The sequence below is a fragment of the Gammaproteobacteria bacterium genome (assembly GCA_036383255.1).
Classification (GTDB): domain Bacteria; phylum Pseudomonadota; class Gammaproteobacteria; order Natronospirales; family REEB76; genus DASUBN01.
In genome coordinates, this window is sequence record DASVOS010000018.1 from 250,830 (window position 1) to 266,202 (window position 15,373).

Annotated in this window: 17 protein-coding genes; 7 read left to right on the forward strand and 10 right to left on the reverse strand. The window is 67.4% G+C overall.

What is annotated here, in order from left to right:
* Positions 1 to 22: 22 nt before the first annotated feature.
* Together VF651_12270 and VF651_12275 are read right to left on the reverse strand one after the other, a co-directional pair.
* Positions 23 to 229, reverse strand: coding sequence for a DUF2892 domain-containing protein (locus VF651_12270; protein HEX7966477.1), 207 nt, complete (start codon positions 227 to 229; stop codon positions 23 to 25).
* A 99-nt stretch (positions 230 to 328) separates the two neighbouring features.
* Positions 329 to 1,216 (reverse strand): MBL fold metallo-hydrolase, encoded by an 888-nt coding sequence (locus VF651_12275; protein ID HEX7966478.1) that lies wholly within the window; start codon positions 1,214 to 1,216, stop codon positions 329 to 331.
* Positions 1,217 to 1,229: 13 nt separating this feature from the next.
* Between VF651_12275 and VF651_12280 the strand changes: the two genes are divergently transcribed.
* Positions 1,230 to 2,135, forward strand: a complete 906-nt coding sequence (locus VF651_12280; GenBank protein ID HEX7966479.1) for a cation diffusion facilitator family transporter — start codon at positions 1,230 to 1,232, stop codon at positions 2,133 to 2,135.
* On the opposite strand, the gene VF651_12285 is transcribed toward VF651_12280, so the two are convergent.
* The 3 genes from VF651_12285 to VF651_12295 all read right to left on the reverse strand — a co-directional run bounded on the left by VF651_12285 (position 2,132) and on the right by VF651_12295 (position 3,723).
* Entirely contained in the window at positions 2,132 to 2,524 is a 393-nt protein-coding gene (locus VF651_12285) for a hypothetical protein (protein ID HEX7966480.1), read from the reverse strand. The genes VF651_12280 and VF651_12285 overlap by 4 nt on opposite strands.
* 25 nt (positions 2,525 to 2,549) lie before the next feature.
* Positions 2,550 to 2,969 (reverse strand): MAPEG family protein, encoded by a 420-nt coding sequence (locus VF651_12290; GenBank protein HEX7966481.1) that lies wholly within the window; start codon positions 2,967 to 2,969, stop codon positions 2,550 to 2,552.
* Between the two features lie 118 nt (positions 2,970 to 3,087).
* A complete protein-coding gene (locus VF651_12295) occupies positions 3,088 to 3,723 on the reverse strand; it encodes an outer membrane beta-barrel protein (GenBank protein HEX7966482.1) in 636 nt (211 codons plus the stop codon).
* Positions 3,724 to 3,994: 271 nt separating this feature from the next.
* On the opposite strand from VF651_12295, the gene VF651_12300 reads away from it, so the two are divergent.
* Complete coding sequence (locus VF651_12300; protein HEX7966483.1) at positions 3,995 to 4,351, forward strand: DUF6763 family protein; 357 nt, start codon at positions 3,995 to 3,997, stop codon at positions 4,349 to 4,351.
* On the opposite strand, the gene VF651_12305 is transcribed toward VF651_12300, so the two are convergent.
* The 3 genes from VF651_12305 to thiC all read right to left on the reverse strand — a co-directional run bounded on the left by VF651_12305 (position 4,352) and on the right by thiC (position 7,332).
* Complete coding sequence (locus VF651_12305) at positions 4,352 to 4,729, reverse strand: RidA family protein (GenBank protein HEX7966484.1); 378 nt, start codon at positions 4,727 to 4,729, stop codon at positions 4,352 to 4,354. It lies immediately after the preceding gene.
* 11 nt (positions 4,730 to 4,740) lie between these two features.
* Positions 4,741 to 5,385, reverse strand: coding sequence for a cyclase family protein (locus VF651_12310; protein ID HEX7966485.1), 645 nt, complete (start codon positions 5,383 to 5,385; stop codon positions 4,741 to 4,743).
* Positions 5,386 to 5,487: 102 nt separating this feature from the next.
* The gene (gene thiC, locus VF651_12315) at positions 5,488 to 7,332 is read right to left on the reverse strand and encodes a phosphomethylpyrimidine synthase ThiC (protein ID HEX7966486.1); all 1,845 of its coding nucleotides are present in this window, start codon (positions 7,330 to 7,332) and stop codon (positions 5,488 to 5,490) included.
* 341 nt (positions 7,333 to 7,673) lie between these two features.
* Between thiC and VF651_12320 the strand changes: the two genes are divergently transcribed.
* From VF651_12320 to VF651_12330, 3 genes are all read left to right on the forward strand, one after another.
* Positions 7,674 to 8,327, forward strand: a complete 654-nt coding sequence (locus tag VF651_12320; protein ID HEX7966487.1) for a protein-L-isoaspartate O-methyltransferase — start codon at positions 7,674 to 7,676, stop codon at positions 8,325 to 8,327.
* A complete protein-coding gene (locus tag VF651_12325; GenBank protein HEX7966488.1) occupies positions 8,328 to 8,651 on the forward strand; it encodes a rhodanese-like domain-containing protein in 324 nt (107 codons plus the stop codon). It abuts the gene before it with no gap.
* A 110-nt stretch (positions 8,652 to 8,761) separates the two neighbouring features.
* The gene (locus tag VF651_12330) at positions 8,762 to 10,273 is read left to right on the forward strand and encodes a TolC family outer membrane protein (protein ID HEX7966489.1); all 1,512 of its coding nucleotides are present in this window, start codon (positions 8,762 to 8,764) and stop codon (positions 10,271 to 10,273) included.
* Between the two features lie 58 nt (positions 10,274 to 10,331).
* On the opposite strand, the gene VF651_12335 is transcribed toward VF651_12330, so the two are convergent.
* The gene (locus VF651_12335) at positions 10,332 to 11,606 is read right to left on the reverse strand and encodes a 3-deoxy-D-manno-octulosonic acid transferase (protein ID HEX7966490.1); all 1,275 of its coding nucleotides are present in this window, start codon (positions 11,604 to 11,606) and stop codon (positions 10,332 to 10,334) included.
* 8 nt (positions 11,607 to 11,614) lie between these two features.
* Positions 11,615 to 13,033, reverse strand: a complete 1,419-nt coding sequence (hldE, locus tag VF651_12340; protein ID HEX7966491.1) for a bifunctional D-glycero-beta-D-manno-heptose-7-phosphate kinase/D-glycero-beta-D-manno-heptose 1-phosphate adenylyltransferase HldE — start codon at positions 13,031 to 13,033, stop codon at positions 11,615 to 11,617.
* A gap of 68 nt (positions 13,034 to 13,101) precedes the next feature.
* Between hldE and lpxL the strand changes: the two genes are divergently transcribed.
* Together lpxL and VF651_12350 are read left to right on the forward strand one after the other, a co-directional pair.
* Positions 13,102 to 13,986, forward strand: coding sequence for an LpxL/LpxP family Kdo(2)-lipid IV(A) lauroyl/palmitoleoyl acyltransferase (gene lpxL, locus VF651_12345; protein ID HEX7966492.1), 885 nt, complete (start codon positions 13,102 to 13,104; stop codon positions 13,984 to 13,986).
* 187 nt (positions 13,987 to 14,173) lie between these two features.
* The gene (locus tag VF651_12350; protein ID HEX7966493.1) at positions 14,174 to 15,373 is read left to right on the forward strand and encodes a nucleotide disphospho-sugar-binding domain-containing protein; all 1,200 of its coding nucleotides are present in this window, start codon (positions 14,174 to 14,176) and stop codon (positions 15,371 to 15,373) included.

A 15,373-nucleotide genomic window follows, 5' to 3' on the forward strand; every position in this document is an offset into this window, starting at 1 on the left:
CATGCCCTGCCGCGCGCCGTGCTCAGCCGCCGAAGGCGGCGCCGGGCCGGACGTGCAGCTTGGCCAGCAGCTTCGCCATCGGGCAGAAGCCCGTGAACGAGGACTGCAGCATGTTCGCGCCCACGAAGGCGGTGAGCAGGAACCACCAGGGGCTGAGCCACCAGCCCAGGGCGAGGCTGCCCAGGATCATGAGCCCGGCGAAGCGGAATACCAGCTTGTCTATGTTCATGACCTGTCTCCTGCAGGCCACCGGATGCGGCAGCCCTCGGGGACAGTATGGAAAGGGCGGCGGCGGGACGCCCTGATCTGGGTCAATCGCCCGGCAGGGCTAGAACCGGTCCAGGGGGATCTTGAGGTATCGAACGCCGTTCGCCTCCGGCTCCGGCAGGTGCCCGGCCCGGATGTTGACCTGCAGGGCCGGCAGCAGCAGGGCCGGCACCGGCAGCGTGGCATCCCGTCCCTGCCGGAGCTTCACGAACTCCTCCCGCGAGGTGCCGTCCTTCACGTGGATGTTGGCGCGGCGCTCCTCCACCACGGTGGTCTGGTGGCGGTGCTCGCGCCCGCCCGGCGCGTAGTCGTGGCACATGAAGAGCCGCGTCTCCTCCGGCAAGGACAGCAGCCGGTGCAGGGAGTCGTAGAGCATGCCGGCATCGCCGCCGGGGAAATCGCAGCGGGCGGTGCCGGAGTCCGGCATGAACAGCGTGTCTCCCGTGAATGCGGCGTCCTCCATGAGGTAAGCCACGCTGTCGCTGGTGTGGCCCGGCGTCGCCATGACCCGCACCGGGATGCCGCCGAGCGCGAAGCTCTCGCCATCCCCGAGCAGCCTGTCGAACTGGCTGCCGTCCGCCTTGAACTCGGGCCCGAGGTTGAAGAGGCCCTTGAAGTGGGCCTGCACCGCACGGATGCCCTCGCCGATGGCGACCTTCCCGTGGCCTTGCGAAGCTTGCTTGATGAACTGCGCGGCGGAGAGGTGGTCCGCGTGGGCATGGGTCTCGAGGATCCAGTCCAGCGCGTAGCCGCGCGCGCGGATGTGCTCGACGATGGCCTGGGCGGACTGGGTGCCAGTGCGCCCGGAGGCGGCGTCGTAGTCCAGCGCCGGATCGATGACAGCGGCACGCTTGGCCGCGGTGTCCGCCACCACGTAACTGAAGGTGGATGAGGACTTATGGAAGAACGGGACGATTTCCACGCCTTTCCCCCGGCTGTGTATGGGCATAGTCTATCGCTACATGCACGGTCACGCCCCCGATCACGACCATTCTCACCGCCATAGTCAGGCACATTTCTGGCTGGCCTTCGCGGTCACGCTGGGCTTCGCGGGTGTCGAAGCCCTGGCGGGATACTTCGCACACTCGCTGGCGCTCCTCGGCGACGCCGGCCACATGGCCACCGATAGCGCCGCACTGCTGCTCGCCGGCCTCGCGGGCCTGATGGCGGCGCGGCCCGCTTCCCACCGCCATTCCTACGGTTTCGGCCGGGTGGAGGTGATTGCGGCCCTCGTCAACACCCTGCTCATGCTCGGCATCATGGCCGGCATCGTCATCGAGGCCGTCGCCAGGCTACACCATCCGGAACCGGTGCAAGCGCCGCTGGTGATCGGCGTCGGGCTCGCGGGGCTGCTGGTCAACTACATCATCTACCGCGTCGTGGAGCGGGGCCACGAGAACCTGAACGTCCGCGCCACGCTCTTGCACGTGCTGAGCGACATGCTGGGTTCCGGCGCCGCGCTGGCAGCCGGCGTGGTGATCCAGCTCACCGGCTGGCTGCCCATCGACCCCCTGTTGTCGCTGTTCATCGCGCTGCTGATCCTCATCTCCAGCCTGCGCCTGCTGCGGGACGCGGGCCAGGTGCTGCTGGAAGGCGTGCCGCCGGGCATGGACCTGGGGGACATCGGCCGCAGCATGGCCGGCGTGGAAGGCGTGGGCTCCATCCACGACCTGCACGTGTGGTGCGTGTCTTCCGAGGAAGTGGCGCTCTCGGCCCACGTGGTGATCGAGGACATGGGGCAATGGGAAGCGGTGTACCAGGGGCTGCGCAGCCACCTGCATGACGGCTATGGCATCGAACACATCACGCTGCAGCCGGAACCGCGCGTCAAGGCGCGGATCGCAGTCGGAGATATAAAGCGGCGTTAGATAAAGATAGCGACTACGACGACGACAATGACCGCCAGGATGATCAGCGGCCACTGGTAACGCTTGAAGAACGACGGACCCTCGTCCATCTCCTGGACGGGCGGCGCATTGACCTTGGCAGCCCGCGGGGTGGTGGCATCCACGCTGAAGTCCCGGTAGGTCTCCATCGCCACCTGCTGGGTCTGATACAGCTTGCGCACGTCCGGCGGCATGCTCTCCAGCCCCTCGTACTCCTTGCCGTTGAACACCAGCTTCACCGGCCCGGCGGTGGCGGCGTCCTCCTGGGAAGCGCGCGCCAGATCGTAGACGCGGCGGACCTCGGCGGGCATGTCCTCCACGCTCTCATAGCGCTTGCCGGCGACGACGATGGGTCTTTTCTCGGAACTCACGGCACCCCCTCGGTACGCCCTAAGTCTAGCCGAACACGGCCGCGACGAACCACAGCCAGAGGGCCAGCAGGACCAGGCAGCTCGAGGCGTACGCCGCGAACCGGTACAGGATGCGGTTGTAGGCGATGTGGATGAACGTATGCACCACCCGCAGGCCCACGAACAGCCAGGCCAGGTAAAGTGTGACCATGGTCACATGCCCCGTGGCATAGCTGGCCAGGGCCGCCACGTAGAACAGCACCGGTACCTCCAGCAGATTCATGAGGTTACGGTTCGCCACCGTCACGTCGGGCGGCACGTTCGCGGTCTCCCCGTAGCGGAAGTCGCTGCCCTTCACACGTCCTGCGAAACCGGCGCTGAAGCGCTTGTAGCCGGTATATAAGATCACTAGGAGCGTGTGGAACACGAGCACCGCCACCGGCGCGAAGATGGATTCAGGACGCATGGTTTCAAGACTCCCCTGTCAACATGACCCTGGGTGAGTCTAGCCCGCCGGAGACCCCTACGACAAAGGGCCCGGATCGCTCCGGGCCCTTCGTGCATCGCCTTGGTACTAATGATGGTCAGAAGCGGAACAGCACGCCGAGACTCGTGAAGTTCACGTTGTTCTCGCCCACGTTGCTCGAGTTGCCGAGCTGGTGGTACTGGTCCCAGCCCAGGCGCAGGCTCAGGTGGTCCGCCACGCGCCAGTCGAGGCCGACGCCGTAGGTGGCGCGCCAGTCATCGCTGCTGGTGCTGCTGGAAGGCACGGTGATGGTGCCGACCGAGGTGTCGTTCTCCTGCACGTGCCCGTCGATGGTGCCGAGGCGCAGGAAGCCCGAGAACGTGTCGGTGAACGGCATCATGGCGGTGCCATCGATCACGAAACCGCGCGCCTTGCGCTCGCTCGTGAACGAGCCGCCGGGCCCGGTCGCGGTGAGCCGGGTGGTCCCCAGGTTCACGTAACCCAGCTCAAGGGCCCACACGCGGTTGAACTGGTAGCCGAGGTTCATCCGCCAGCCGGTGTCATTGTCGCTGACGTCGTTGGTGAAGCCCGGGATGGTGGTGGCACGGGAACCACCGTGGTTGGCCCGGCCGACGTCCACGCCGATGAAGCTTTGCTGCCAGAAGTTGCTCCAGCCGTCATCGGCCTGGGCAGCGAACGGCAGGCCCAGCGCGGCGGCCACGGCGGTGATGGTCAACAATCCTTTGATCTTCATATCGCTCTCCTAACTGTGGAACGCAGTGTGGTCGCATCTCCAAGGCCACTCTACGCAGCCCGCTGCAAGCAAGACTTGAACTGAATCACGCATCCGAACATGCGATGGCGGATACGGTTAACTGAAAATACGCCTGCGCATCTTCCGTGGCGTGCGTGGGGTCATCACCTGAACACGTGTCGCGCGCGGCAGCGCGGCATGAAGCGCGTCACCGTCCGCCGCACGCATGGCGAGTAGAGTCGAAAGAAATCACGCGACGGAGGAAAGAAGTATGGAGAGGAGCGAACAACAGCTGCGCCCCCGCGTGGGCGAGTGGTATCTCGATCTCGCTACCGAGGAGGAGTTCCGCGTCATCGCGGTGGACGATGAGGAACGCAACGTGGAAGTGCAGTACCTGGACGGCGACCTCACGGCCTTCGACTTCGACGACTGGAAGGGCCGCGACCTGGAGCACACCGAGGAGCCGGAGGACTGGACCGGCGCGCTGGAGCCCATCGAGGACGGCGATGCCGGGTACGACCCGGAGTCGTTCAAGTCCGTGTCCGGAGAAGAACTGCCGCCGGGCCTGCGGCAGGACGAGGTCGCCGCCTCCGAGCAGCCGGAGGCGGAGGACGACGAGGAGGAATGATCAGGCCTGGGCGATCACCGCGATCGAGACCTTCATGCCCTTGGGGCGCACCGGCAGTTTCGCGCCCTGGCGTGCCGGCGGGTCCTTCGGGAACCAGCGGCCCCATTCCTCGTTCATGCCGGCGAAGTCATCCTCCTCCGCCAGGATGAAGGTGGCGCTCACCACCATGTCCAGCGAGCTGCCCGCGGCCTTCAGGATCGCCTCCACGTTCTTGAGGCACTGGCGCGTCTGCTCCTGGATGGTCTCGCCCACCACGTTGCCCGCGGTGTCGAAGGGGCCCTGCCCCGAGACGAACACCAAGCCGCCGGATTTCACTGCCTGGCTGTAGCCGGCGAAGGACTTCATGGCCTGGTCGGTCTGGATGATCTGCTTGCGCACGTCGCTCTCCCTCATGTGATGGCGTAGGCCCGCACCGGGAAGGTGCCGAAGCCTTTTACTTTCACCGGCGCCGCGTGGAAGCGGAAGCCGGAGTCCGGGAGCTGCTCCAGGTTGCACAGGTGCTCGCAGATGGGGATGTCGGCGCCCAGCAGCGCCGTGTGCACCGGCCGCGCGCCGGTCTGGGTGCCGTCGATGTTCAAGGAGTCTATCCCCACGAAGCGCGCGCCCTGGTCCTTGAGCCAGAGACCCGCCGCTTCCGTGAGATAAGGATGCCCCTCGAAGTACTGGTCCGTGCGCCAGTGCCGGGCCCAGCCCGTATGCACCAGCACCGCCTTGCCCCGCACCTCTGCATTCCCGAATAGCTCCGGACCGAGCGCCTTGCGGTCGCCGGCCCTGAACACCAAACCATCCAGGTCCACGAGGTATTCCAGGGGCAGTTCCGAGAGGTCCTTGCCGTGCTCGTACCGGTGGAACGGCGCGTCCACGTAGGTGCCGGTGTTGGAGATCATCTCGATCTTGCCCATGTGGAAGGTGGTGCCTTCCGCGTATTTCTTCTTGGAGGCTTCCCGGGAGAGGTAGTCGCAGACGATGGGCGCCGGCAGGCCCTTGTAGGTGATCATGCCGTGCTCGACGGTGTGGCTGAGGTCGATGCGCATGGAGGCCTCGGCTCGAGATGGGGTCGTATTATCCCTGCAGCACCGGACCCATGACAGGACCAAAATTGCGAAAACTACTAGGCCAGAATGCCAAGCCTCAGGCTACTCGCGCTCGTACAATTCACCACCCCGCTCCCGGAACTCCTTCGACTTCTCCGCCATCCCCTTCTCCGCGTACTCGCGCACGTCTTGCGTGATCTTCATGGAGCAGAAATGCGGCCCGCACATGGAGCAGAAGTGCGCCAGTTTGGCGGCTTCCTTGGGCAGCGTCTCGTCGTGGAACGCCTTCGCCTTATCCGGATCGAGACCCAGGTTGAACTGGTCTTCCCAGCGGAACTCGAAGCGGGCCTTGGAAAGCGCGTTATCGCGTGCCTGCGCCGAGGGGTGGCCCTTGGCGAGGTCCGCCGCGTGGGCCGCGATCTTGTAGCTGATGATGCCGTCCCGCACGTCCTGCCGGTCCGGGAGCCCCAGGTGCTCCTTGGGCGTCACGTAGCAGAGCATGGCGGTGCCGAACCAGCCGATCATGGCGGCGCCGATGGCGCTGGTGATGTGGTCGTAGCCCGGCGCGATGTCGGTGGTGAGCGGACCCAGGGTATAGAACGGCGCCTCGTGGCAGACCTTGAGCTGGCGGTCCATGTTCTCCTTGATGAGCTGCATGGGCACGTGGCCCGGCCCCTCGATCATGGTCTGCACGTCATGCTTCCAGGCGATCTGCGTCAGCTCTCCCAGGGTGTCCAGCTCCGCGAACTGGGCCTCGTCGTTGGCATCCGCGATGGAACCGGGGCGCAGGCCGTCGCCCAGGGAGAAGGCCACGTCGTAGGCGCGCATGATCTCGCAGATCTCCTCGAAGTGGGTATAGAGGAAGTTCTCCTCATGGTGCGCCAGGCACCACTTGGCGAGGATGGAGCCGCCGCGGGAGACGATGCCGGTGACGCGCTTCGCCGTGAGCGGCACGTAAGCCAGGCGCACGCCGGCGTGGATGGTGAAGTAATCCACGCCCTGCTCCGCCTGCTCGATGAGCGTGTCCCGGAAGATGTCCCAGGTGAGCTCCTCGGCCTTGCCGTCCACCTTCTCCAGGGCCTGGTAGATGGGCACCGTGCCGATGGGGATGGGGGCGTTGCGGATGATCCACTCGCGGGTCTCGTGGATGTGCTTGCCGGTGGAGAGGTCCATGAGCGTGTCCGCGCCCCAGCGCGTGGCCCACACCAGCTTCTCCACCTCCTCCGCGATGCCGGAGGTCACGGCGGAGTTGCCGATGTTGGCATTGATCTTCACCAGGAAGTTGCGGCCGATGACCATCGGCTCGCTCTCGGGGTGGTTGATGTTGTTGGGGATGATGGCGCGGCCGCGCGCCACCTCGTCCCGCACGAACTCCGGCGTGATGAGCTTCGGGAGATGGGCGCCGAAGCCCTCGCCGGGGTGGCGCTTCAACAGGCCCGCGTCCTTGAGCGTCTCCACCCGCTGGTTTTCCCTGATCGCAATGAACTCCATCTCCGGCGTGACGATGCCCTGCTTCGCGTAGTGCATCTGGCTCACGTTCGCGCCGGCTTTCGCGCGGCGCACCGGGCGCAGGCGCTCGAAACGCATGTGGGCGAGTGCGGGATCCTTCTCCCGGCGGCGCATGAACTCGGAGCTGGGCTGGGCCAGCGTCTCGCTGTCGCCCCGCTCCTCTATCCACCCGGCCCGCAGCGCCGGCAGGCCCTTGAGCAGGTCGATGCGCGCCTCGGGGTCGGTGTAGGGGCCGGAGGTATCGTAGACCGTGAACGCGCCGTTCTTCTCGGCGCCGAACATCGCCGGCGTGTCGCTCAAGCCCACCTCGCGCATGGGCACGCGGACGTCGGCGCGGCTGCCGGTCACGTAGACCTTGCGGGAACGGGCGAAGGGCCGGGTGGCCTCCTCGGCCAGGGCCTCGGTGCGGCGGACGAATTCCTCGGGGACTGCGCTCATGATCCATTCCTCGTCGTGGTGACGAGGGAACGCGCTGCGGGATGACGTCCCGCTGCGAAGCATTCCCTCGCCGTGCTGTCCGCGGTGTCCGGTTTGTGTCCGGCACGGCGGTCATCAGGCCAGGTTCCAAGGGTGTGTTCTCAGCCTCTCGCGAGGCACCCCCAGCTTCCTTGCGTCCCAGGTGCGGGACACGGCGGACATTATACCTCCCGTCCGGACACGCGATTTCGGCGGCCCGCGTGACATCTGTCACCCGCGGCGATGACAGTTTTCCTTGCCAAGCGTCCTCCGAGCGCTTAACCTTTGCGGCCTGTAATCCCAGCTTTTTCCGCAGAAAAACCATGGACATGCAAGAAGCCCGCACCCAGATGGTCCAGCAGCAGATCCGCGCCTGGCACGTTCTCGACCTGCGGGCGCTCGCGGTGTTCGAAGCCCTGCCGCGGGACAAGTTCGTGCCCGAGGCCTACCGCAACGTGGCCTACGCCGACACGCCGATCCCGCTGCCCCACGGCGAGTGCATGCTCTCGCCCACGGTGGAGGGACGCGCGCTGCAGGCGCTGGACCCGCGGCCGCAGGACACGGTGCTCGAGATCGGGACCGGCAGCGGCTACTTCGCCGCCTGCCTTGCCAAGCGCGCCCGCGAGGTGCTCTCGGTGGACATCCACCCGGACTTCGTGGAGCACGCCGGCAAGACCCTGAAGGGCCTGGGCGTGAAGAACGTGCGGCTCGAGACCCGCGACGGCACCAAGCTCGACTGGCTGGAGCAACGCCACGACGTGATCGCGGTCACCGGCTCCCTGCCCGAGTTCCAGCAGGCCTATGCCGAGCGCCTCAACGTGGGCGGCCGCCTGTTCATGGTGGTGGGCCGTTCGCCGGTGATGGAAGCGCTGCTCGTCACCCGCACCGCCGAGGACGCCTGGGTGCGCGCCTCGCTGTTCGAGACCGACCTGCCGGCCCTCAAGAACGCGCCGGCGCCGCGCCGCTTCAAGTTCTAGATGGCGGTAGCCCAGCTTCCGCCTGTCGAGGCCCAGACCCTGCTCAAGGAGCGCGGCCCGGCGGCCGAGTTGCTGGATGTGCGGGAACCCTCCGAGTACGCCCTGGTCCATGTACAGGGCGCCCGGCATATCCCCATGGGACAGATCCCGGGACGCCTGGAGGAACTGGATAGCCAGCGCACCTACGTGGTCATGTGCCATCACGGCGGCCGCAGCCAACGGGTGGCCGAGTTCCTGGCCGCCCAGGGTTATCAAGCGGTGAACCTGGCCGGCGGGATAGACGCCTGGGCCGCGGACCTGGAGCCCAGCCTACCCCGCTATTAGAGGGCAAGGCCAAAAGCCCTTGTATCCAGGGGCTTGCCAGGTGAGAGATATGGTGTTATATTTGACTACAACACTTACCTTTTGATCCTAACATCTTCTGGAAGGGACCTATGCGTAAGACGACCCTCGCCCTCACCATCGGCGCCCTCCTGGCCGCCGCAGCCGCCCCTGCCCAGGCCGACGACCTCTGGGAGGTGTACCAGCAGGCGGTGCAGAACGACCCCACTTTCCTGCAGGCCTACTCCAACTATCAGGCCCAGCAGGAGAACGCGCCCATCGCGCGCGGCGCCTATTTCCCGAACATCACCCTGAGCGGCCGGCGCACCGTCCAGCGTTCCAGTGGCGACCAGCCCCAGTTCACGTCCGGGGGCTTCGTGGACACCACCATCTCGTCCCACGACTACAACACCGTCTACACCGCGCAGTTGACGCAGGCCATCTTCGACTGGACCGCCTGGAGCGGCATCGAACAGGCCAGCGCCCAGGTGGCCCAGGCGGAAGCCAACTTCCAGGCCGCCCAGCAGGACCTGATCCTGCGGGTCGCGACCGCCTACTTCGACGTGCTCAATGCCCGCGATACCCTGGCCGCCGACCACGCCGCCAAGGACGCCCTCTCCAAGCAGCTCGAGCAGGCCAAGGAGAAGTACGAGGTGGGCATGAGCGCCATCACCGACGTGCAGGAGGCCCAGGCAGCCTATGACCAGGCGGTGGCAGACGAGATCACCGCCCAGCAGCAGGTGGTGAACTCCGAGGAGAGCCTGCGCGCCATCACCGGCCGCGAATCGGCGGAGCTCAAGGAGCCCTCGGTGGACATGCCGCTGCGCTCGCCGGAGCCGAACAACGCCCAGCAGTGGGTTGACCAGGCCCTCAAGCAGAACCCGAACCTGCTGGCCGCCCAGTCCGGTGCCGACGCCGCCAGTGCGGCGGTGGGCGTGCAGCGCGGCCAGCACCTGCCGAACCTGAGCCTGGTGCTGTCCCATAACAAGAACGACGACAAGCAGAACGGCACCATCAGCGCTGCCGGCCTCGGCACGCAGCAGTTCAACAACCCGAGCAACTTCAACACCAACACCGCCTACCTGCAGCTGAGCTGGCCCATCTGGAACGGCGGCAGCAGCTGGGCCCGCGTGAACCAGGCCCAGTACCAGTACCAGGCGGCACTCGACCAGGTGAAGATCACCACCCGCCAGACGGAGAAGCAGGCCCGTACCGCCTTCATCGGCGTCCTGTCCGGCATTTCCCAGGTGGAGGCGCTGAAGCAGTCCGTGAAATCCAACGAGACCTCCATGGACGCCACCGAGACCGGCCTGCAGGTGGGCACCCGCACCATCGTGGACGTGCTGACCGCGCGCCAGAACCTGCTCAAGGCCCAGACCGGCTTCGCCAACGCCCGCTACACCTATCTAAAGAACGTGCTCACGCTGAAGCAGGCGGCCGGCATCCTCACCGAGGCCGACGTGAAGCAGATGAACGTGATGCTGCAGGAGTCGGCCCCCGTCTCGCAGCCGGCCATGACCGCTGCCCCCACGGGCGGCACGATGGCGGCGCCCGCCTCCGCCACCTCCCCGGTGCCGGCGGCCATGACGGTGAACCCGCCTGAGGGCACGCCGCCACGCAAGTAAGAGCGAAGAAGGCCTGAAGACGAGAAACCCGGCGCCAGCCGGGTTTTTTTTTGGAGGTCTAGCGGCGCGCGAGCTCGGCGCTGACGAGGCTGAGCGCCCGTTCCAGGGCACCGCGATTCTGCAGCACCTTGCCCCGGGCCAGCTCGCCTATGCTGCCGCGCATGGCGTCGTTGCCGAGCAGCCAGGCCGCGGCGGCGGCCAAGGTGTCGGCGTCGCTCACCGGCGTCAGCACGCCCGCATCCTTGAGCATCTCAGCCACGTCCTGCACGTTCGCCAAATGCGGTCCCGCCAGCACCGGCAGGCCGGCGGCGGCGGGCTCCAGGAGGTTGTGGCCGCCCACCGGGACCAGGGTGCCGCCCACGAAAGCGGCGTCGCCGGCGGCGTAGAACTTCATGAGCTGGCCCAGGACATCTATCAACAACACTTCACCCGCCTTGATCGGCGTCTCGCCCGCGCTCAGGCGCCGGAAGCCGAAGCCGGCGGCGCTGATGGCGGCGGCCACGGCGTTGGCCCGCTCCGGGTGGCGCGGCGCCAGCACCAGGATGCTGTCAGGCCTGGCCGCGAGCAGCTTGCGGAACGCCTCCAGCAGGATGGGCTCCTCGCCTTCGCGGGTGCTCCCCGCCACCAGCACCCCGGCCTTGCCGAAGAGCTTGTGGCGCAATGCCTTGCCCGTCTCCATGAGGTCCGCGCCCGCCTGCACGTCGAACTTGAGATTACCCATCACCGAGAGCCGGTCCTCGGGCGCACCGAGAGCCCTGAAGCGGGCCGCGTCCGCCTCGGTCTGGGCCGCCACCCGTTTCGCGCGGCGCAGCGCGCCGCGGATGAGGCCGCGGAACGTCCACTCCGAATACCTGTTGAAGGCCCGCTCCGACATGCGCGCGCTGACCAGGAGCAGCGGGATCTTGCGCTTGTCGCAGCCGGCATAGAGGTTCGGCCATACCTCCGTCTCCATGATCACGCCCACCGCGGGCCGCGTGCCCTGCAGGAAACGGCTCACGAAGAACGGCAAGTCGTAGGGCATGAGCGAGACCACCACCCGGTCGCCGAAGAGCTGGCGCGCCTGGCGCCGGCCGGTGGCGGTGAAGGTGGTGACCAGCAGCGGCCGGTCCGGATACTTGCGGTGCAGTGACTGGACCAGCGGCGCGGCGGCGCGGATCTCGCCCACCGAGGCGCCGTGCACCCAGATGGCGACACCGGGCGGAAGGTAAGGCGAGCTGCCGAGCCGCTCTCCCAGCTTGTCGCCGCTGCCGGTCTGGCGGAAACTCCGCCAGGCGAACCAGGCGAAGGCGAAGGGCGCGAGAAGCAAGAGGGCCAGCGTATAGAAGAAACGCATGGCGCCGCTCAGCCCTTCTTCAGGGCTTCGATGGTTCTGGTTGTGGATAATCCATTCACGAACGGCAGTATCTTCACTTCTCCGCCGTTCTTCGTGACACAGCCATAGCCCGCCACGTCCTGCGCCTTGTAGTCGCCACCCTTCACCAGCACGTCCGGCAGGAGCTTGCAGATGAGCCGCTCCGGCGTGTCTTCCGAGAAGGGAACCACCCAGTCCACGCAGGAGAGCGCGCCCAGCACGCGCATGCGGTTCTCGAGGGAGTTCACCGGCCGCGCGGGGCCCTTGAGGCGCTTCACGGAGGCGTCGTCGTTCACCGCCACCACCAGCCGATCCCCTAAGCGGCGCGCCGCCTCAAGGTAGGTGACGTGGCCGGCGTGCAGGATGTCGAACACGCCGTTGGTCATGATGATGCGCTCGCCCTGGCTGCGGGCATGGGCCACCGCGTCCGCCGCCGCGGCCTCGTCCATGGCGCCGCTGCCGCTACGGCTGTGGGCCGCGAGGCGCAGCTCCGCCGGACTCACGGTGGCGGCACCGAGCTTGGCCACCACGATGCCGGCCGCAAGGTTGGAGAGCCGGGCTGCGTCCGGATAGTCCAAGCCCGCGCCCAGCCCCGCCGCCAGGATCGCGATCACCGTGTCGCCGGCGCCGGTCACGTCCGAGACCTCCTGGGCCTGGGTGGGCAGGTGCAGGGGCGGCTTGCCCTTCTGCAGCAGCGTCATGCCATGCTCGCTGCGGGTGACGAGCAGGGCCTCCAGGCCCAGCTCGTCGCGCAGCTTCTCGCCCTTGGCGACGATGGTCGTCTCGTCCGCGCATTCCCCCACCACCGCCTCCAGCTCGCCGAGGTTGGGGGTGATGAGGCTCGCGCCCTTGTACTTGCCGAAGTCGCGCCCTTTGGGGTCCACCAGCACACGCTTGCCGGCAGCGCGGGCCGCGGCGATCAGGTCCTGCACCGAGGCGAGGCTGCCCTTGCCGTAATCCGAGAGGATCACCACGTCGGTGTCGGCGAGCGCGGGCTTGAACAGCGGCAGGAGCGGCGCGCCGCTGAAGCTGCCGAAGCTCTCCTCGAAGTCGAGGCGGATGAGCTGCTGGTGGCGCGACAGCACCCGGAGCTTGGTGATGGTGGCCGCGTCCCTGATCCGGTTGAACTTGCACTGCACGCCGCGCTTCTGCATGGCGGCGGCCAGGCTGTCGGCGATGGCGTCGTCGCCGGTGATGCCGAGCACCATGCAGCGCACGCCCAGGCTCGCCAGGTTCACCGCCACGTTGCCGGCGCCGCCGGGGCGCTCCTCGGTGTCGCGCACGTGCACCACCGGCACCGGTGCCTCCGGGGAGATGCGCTGGGTGGGACCGAACCAGTAACGGTCCAGCATCACATCCCCGGCCACCAGCACGCGCACCTGGTCGAACTGCGGAACGCTGACCTGCATGCAAGCCCCTGAAAAGCAATCGAAAAACAGCGGGCATGATAGCACGCAGGGCTTTATACTCGGCCGGCATGAAGCGCGCCCTCTTCAACCCCCACTACTGGCCCATCTGGTTCCTGCTGGGGTTCGTCCGGCTGGCGGTGTACCTGCCCTATTCCTTGCAGCTGTCCCTGGGCCGGGGCCTGGGCACGCTGCTCAGGCTCACGGCGCGGCGCCGCTGGCGCATCACCCTCGTCAACCTGGAACGCTGCTTCCCGGAGCTGGATGCTCCGGCCCGCGAACGCCTGGCCCGCCGCCACTTCGACTCCCTCGGCATGGCCTTCATCGAGATCGGCATGTGCTGGTGGGCGAGCGCCGGGCGCCTCAAGGGGCTGGCCCACATCGAGGGCGTGGAGAACCTGAACGCGGCGCGGGCCGAAGGCCGCGGCGTGATCCTGCTCAGCGCCCACTTCACCACGCTCGAGATAGGCGGGCGCCTCTTGGGCCTGTGCACGGACTTCCACCTCATGTACCGGCCGAACCAGAACGCGCTGATCGAAGAGGTGATGCGCCGCAGCCGCGAGCGCCACTTCGACCGGGCCATCCCACGCAACGACGTGCGCCTGATGTTGCGCAGCTTGAAGGAGGGCAAGCCCGTCTGGTACGCCCCGGACCAGGGCTATCGCGGCAAGAACAGCGAGATGGTGCCGTTCTTCGGCATCCCCGCCCCCACCAACACCGCCACATCGCGCCTGGCCCGTACCACCGGCGCGCCGGTGGTACCGTTCTTCGTGGAGCGCCTGCCGGGCACCGAGGGCTACGCCCTGGTGCTGGAGCCCGCGCTGGAGGGCTTCCCCACGGACGATCCGGCGGCGGACGCACTGCGCATCAACAAGCTCCTGGAGGAACGCATCCGGCGGGTGCCGGAGCAGTACCTCTGGAGCCACGACCGTTTCAAGGTCGTGCCGCGCGATTGAGGCGCATTCGCGCCTCAATCTGCGCTTCCACAACATAGGCCTGAACGGCGCCATCCTGGGCCGTTCAGGCTCGGCGGTCCGGTACACGCCCGGACCGCCTCCGTCACGCGAGCGCAGGAACACTCGCGTGACGCGCGATGCATCCTGCATCGCGTATCAGATGTTCCAAAGCTAATGGAGATTGGAGATGGCACGCGTACTCTTATGCTGGGAACTGGGCAACGGCCTCGCCTACGCCGAAGGCCTCACTGCCGGCGGCAAGATCATCTCCAAGGCCGGGCACGAGGTGCAGGCCGCCCTGCGTGACCTCACCCATGCCGAGCGCCTGCTGGGCGACCGCTTCAAGTACTACCAGGCCCCGACCCAGGTGATCCCGGTGAGCACGCCGCTGCCCTCGCCCATGACCTTCGCCGACGTGCTCATCAACCTGGGCTATGGCAACCCCGGCGCGGTCACCGCAAGGGTGCGCGCCTGGCGACACCTGCTGGAGCAGGTGAAACCGGACATCGTGCGCTGCGCCCACGCCCCCTCCGCCATGCTGGCGGCCCGCGGCACCGGCATCCGCACCCTGGTGGTGGGCATCGGTTTCCTGGTGCCGCCAGCCCAATCGCCGCTGCCCTTGCTGCGTACCTGGGCCAAGAACGCGGATCCGGAGCGCATGGCCGCCCGCGAGCAGATGGTGCTCTCGAGCATGAACCAGGGCCTGGACGCCATCGGCGCGCCGCGCGTGGCCAGCATCGGCGCGCTGTACGGCGAAGCGGACATCCGCGAGCTCTATACCTATCCGGAACTGGATGACTACGGCCCGCGCCGGGACGTGAAGTACCTGGGCAACTTCCAGCCGGGCATGGGCGAGGCGCCCGCCTGGCCGGAGGCGCCGGGCAAGAAGATCTTCGCCTACCTGGAGCCCTTCAAGCCCATCGCCGATGTGCTGCGCGCGCTCGCCGCCACCGGCCAGCCGGTGCTGGTGTACATGCCCCATGCGCCGGAGGAACTCACCCGCCGGTACGCCGCCGGCAACCTGCGCATCACCCAGCGACCGCTGGACCTCGCCCGCACCGCCCAGGAGTGCGACCTCGGCGTGACCCACGGCGGCCACAACATCGTCGGCACCCTGCTCTACGCCGGCAAGCCGCAGATCGCCATCCCCACCGTGTTCCCGGAACGCATCACCGCCGAGAAGGTCGCGGGCCTGGGCGCGGGGACCACGGCGCGCATGGAGGCGGCGGACCTCACGGCGCAGCTCGGCAAGGTGCTGCAGGATGCTGCATTCACGGAGAAAGCGCGCACCGTGGCCAAGCGCATCGAAGGCCTGGGAATGGCGTTCGCGCTCAAGGAGGCCGTGGTTTCGGTGAACGCGCTGGCCCAGGCCGGCCCGCGCAAGTGA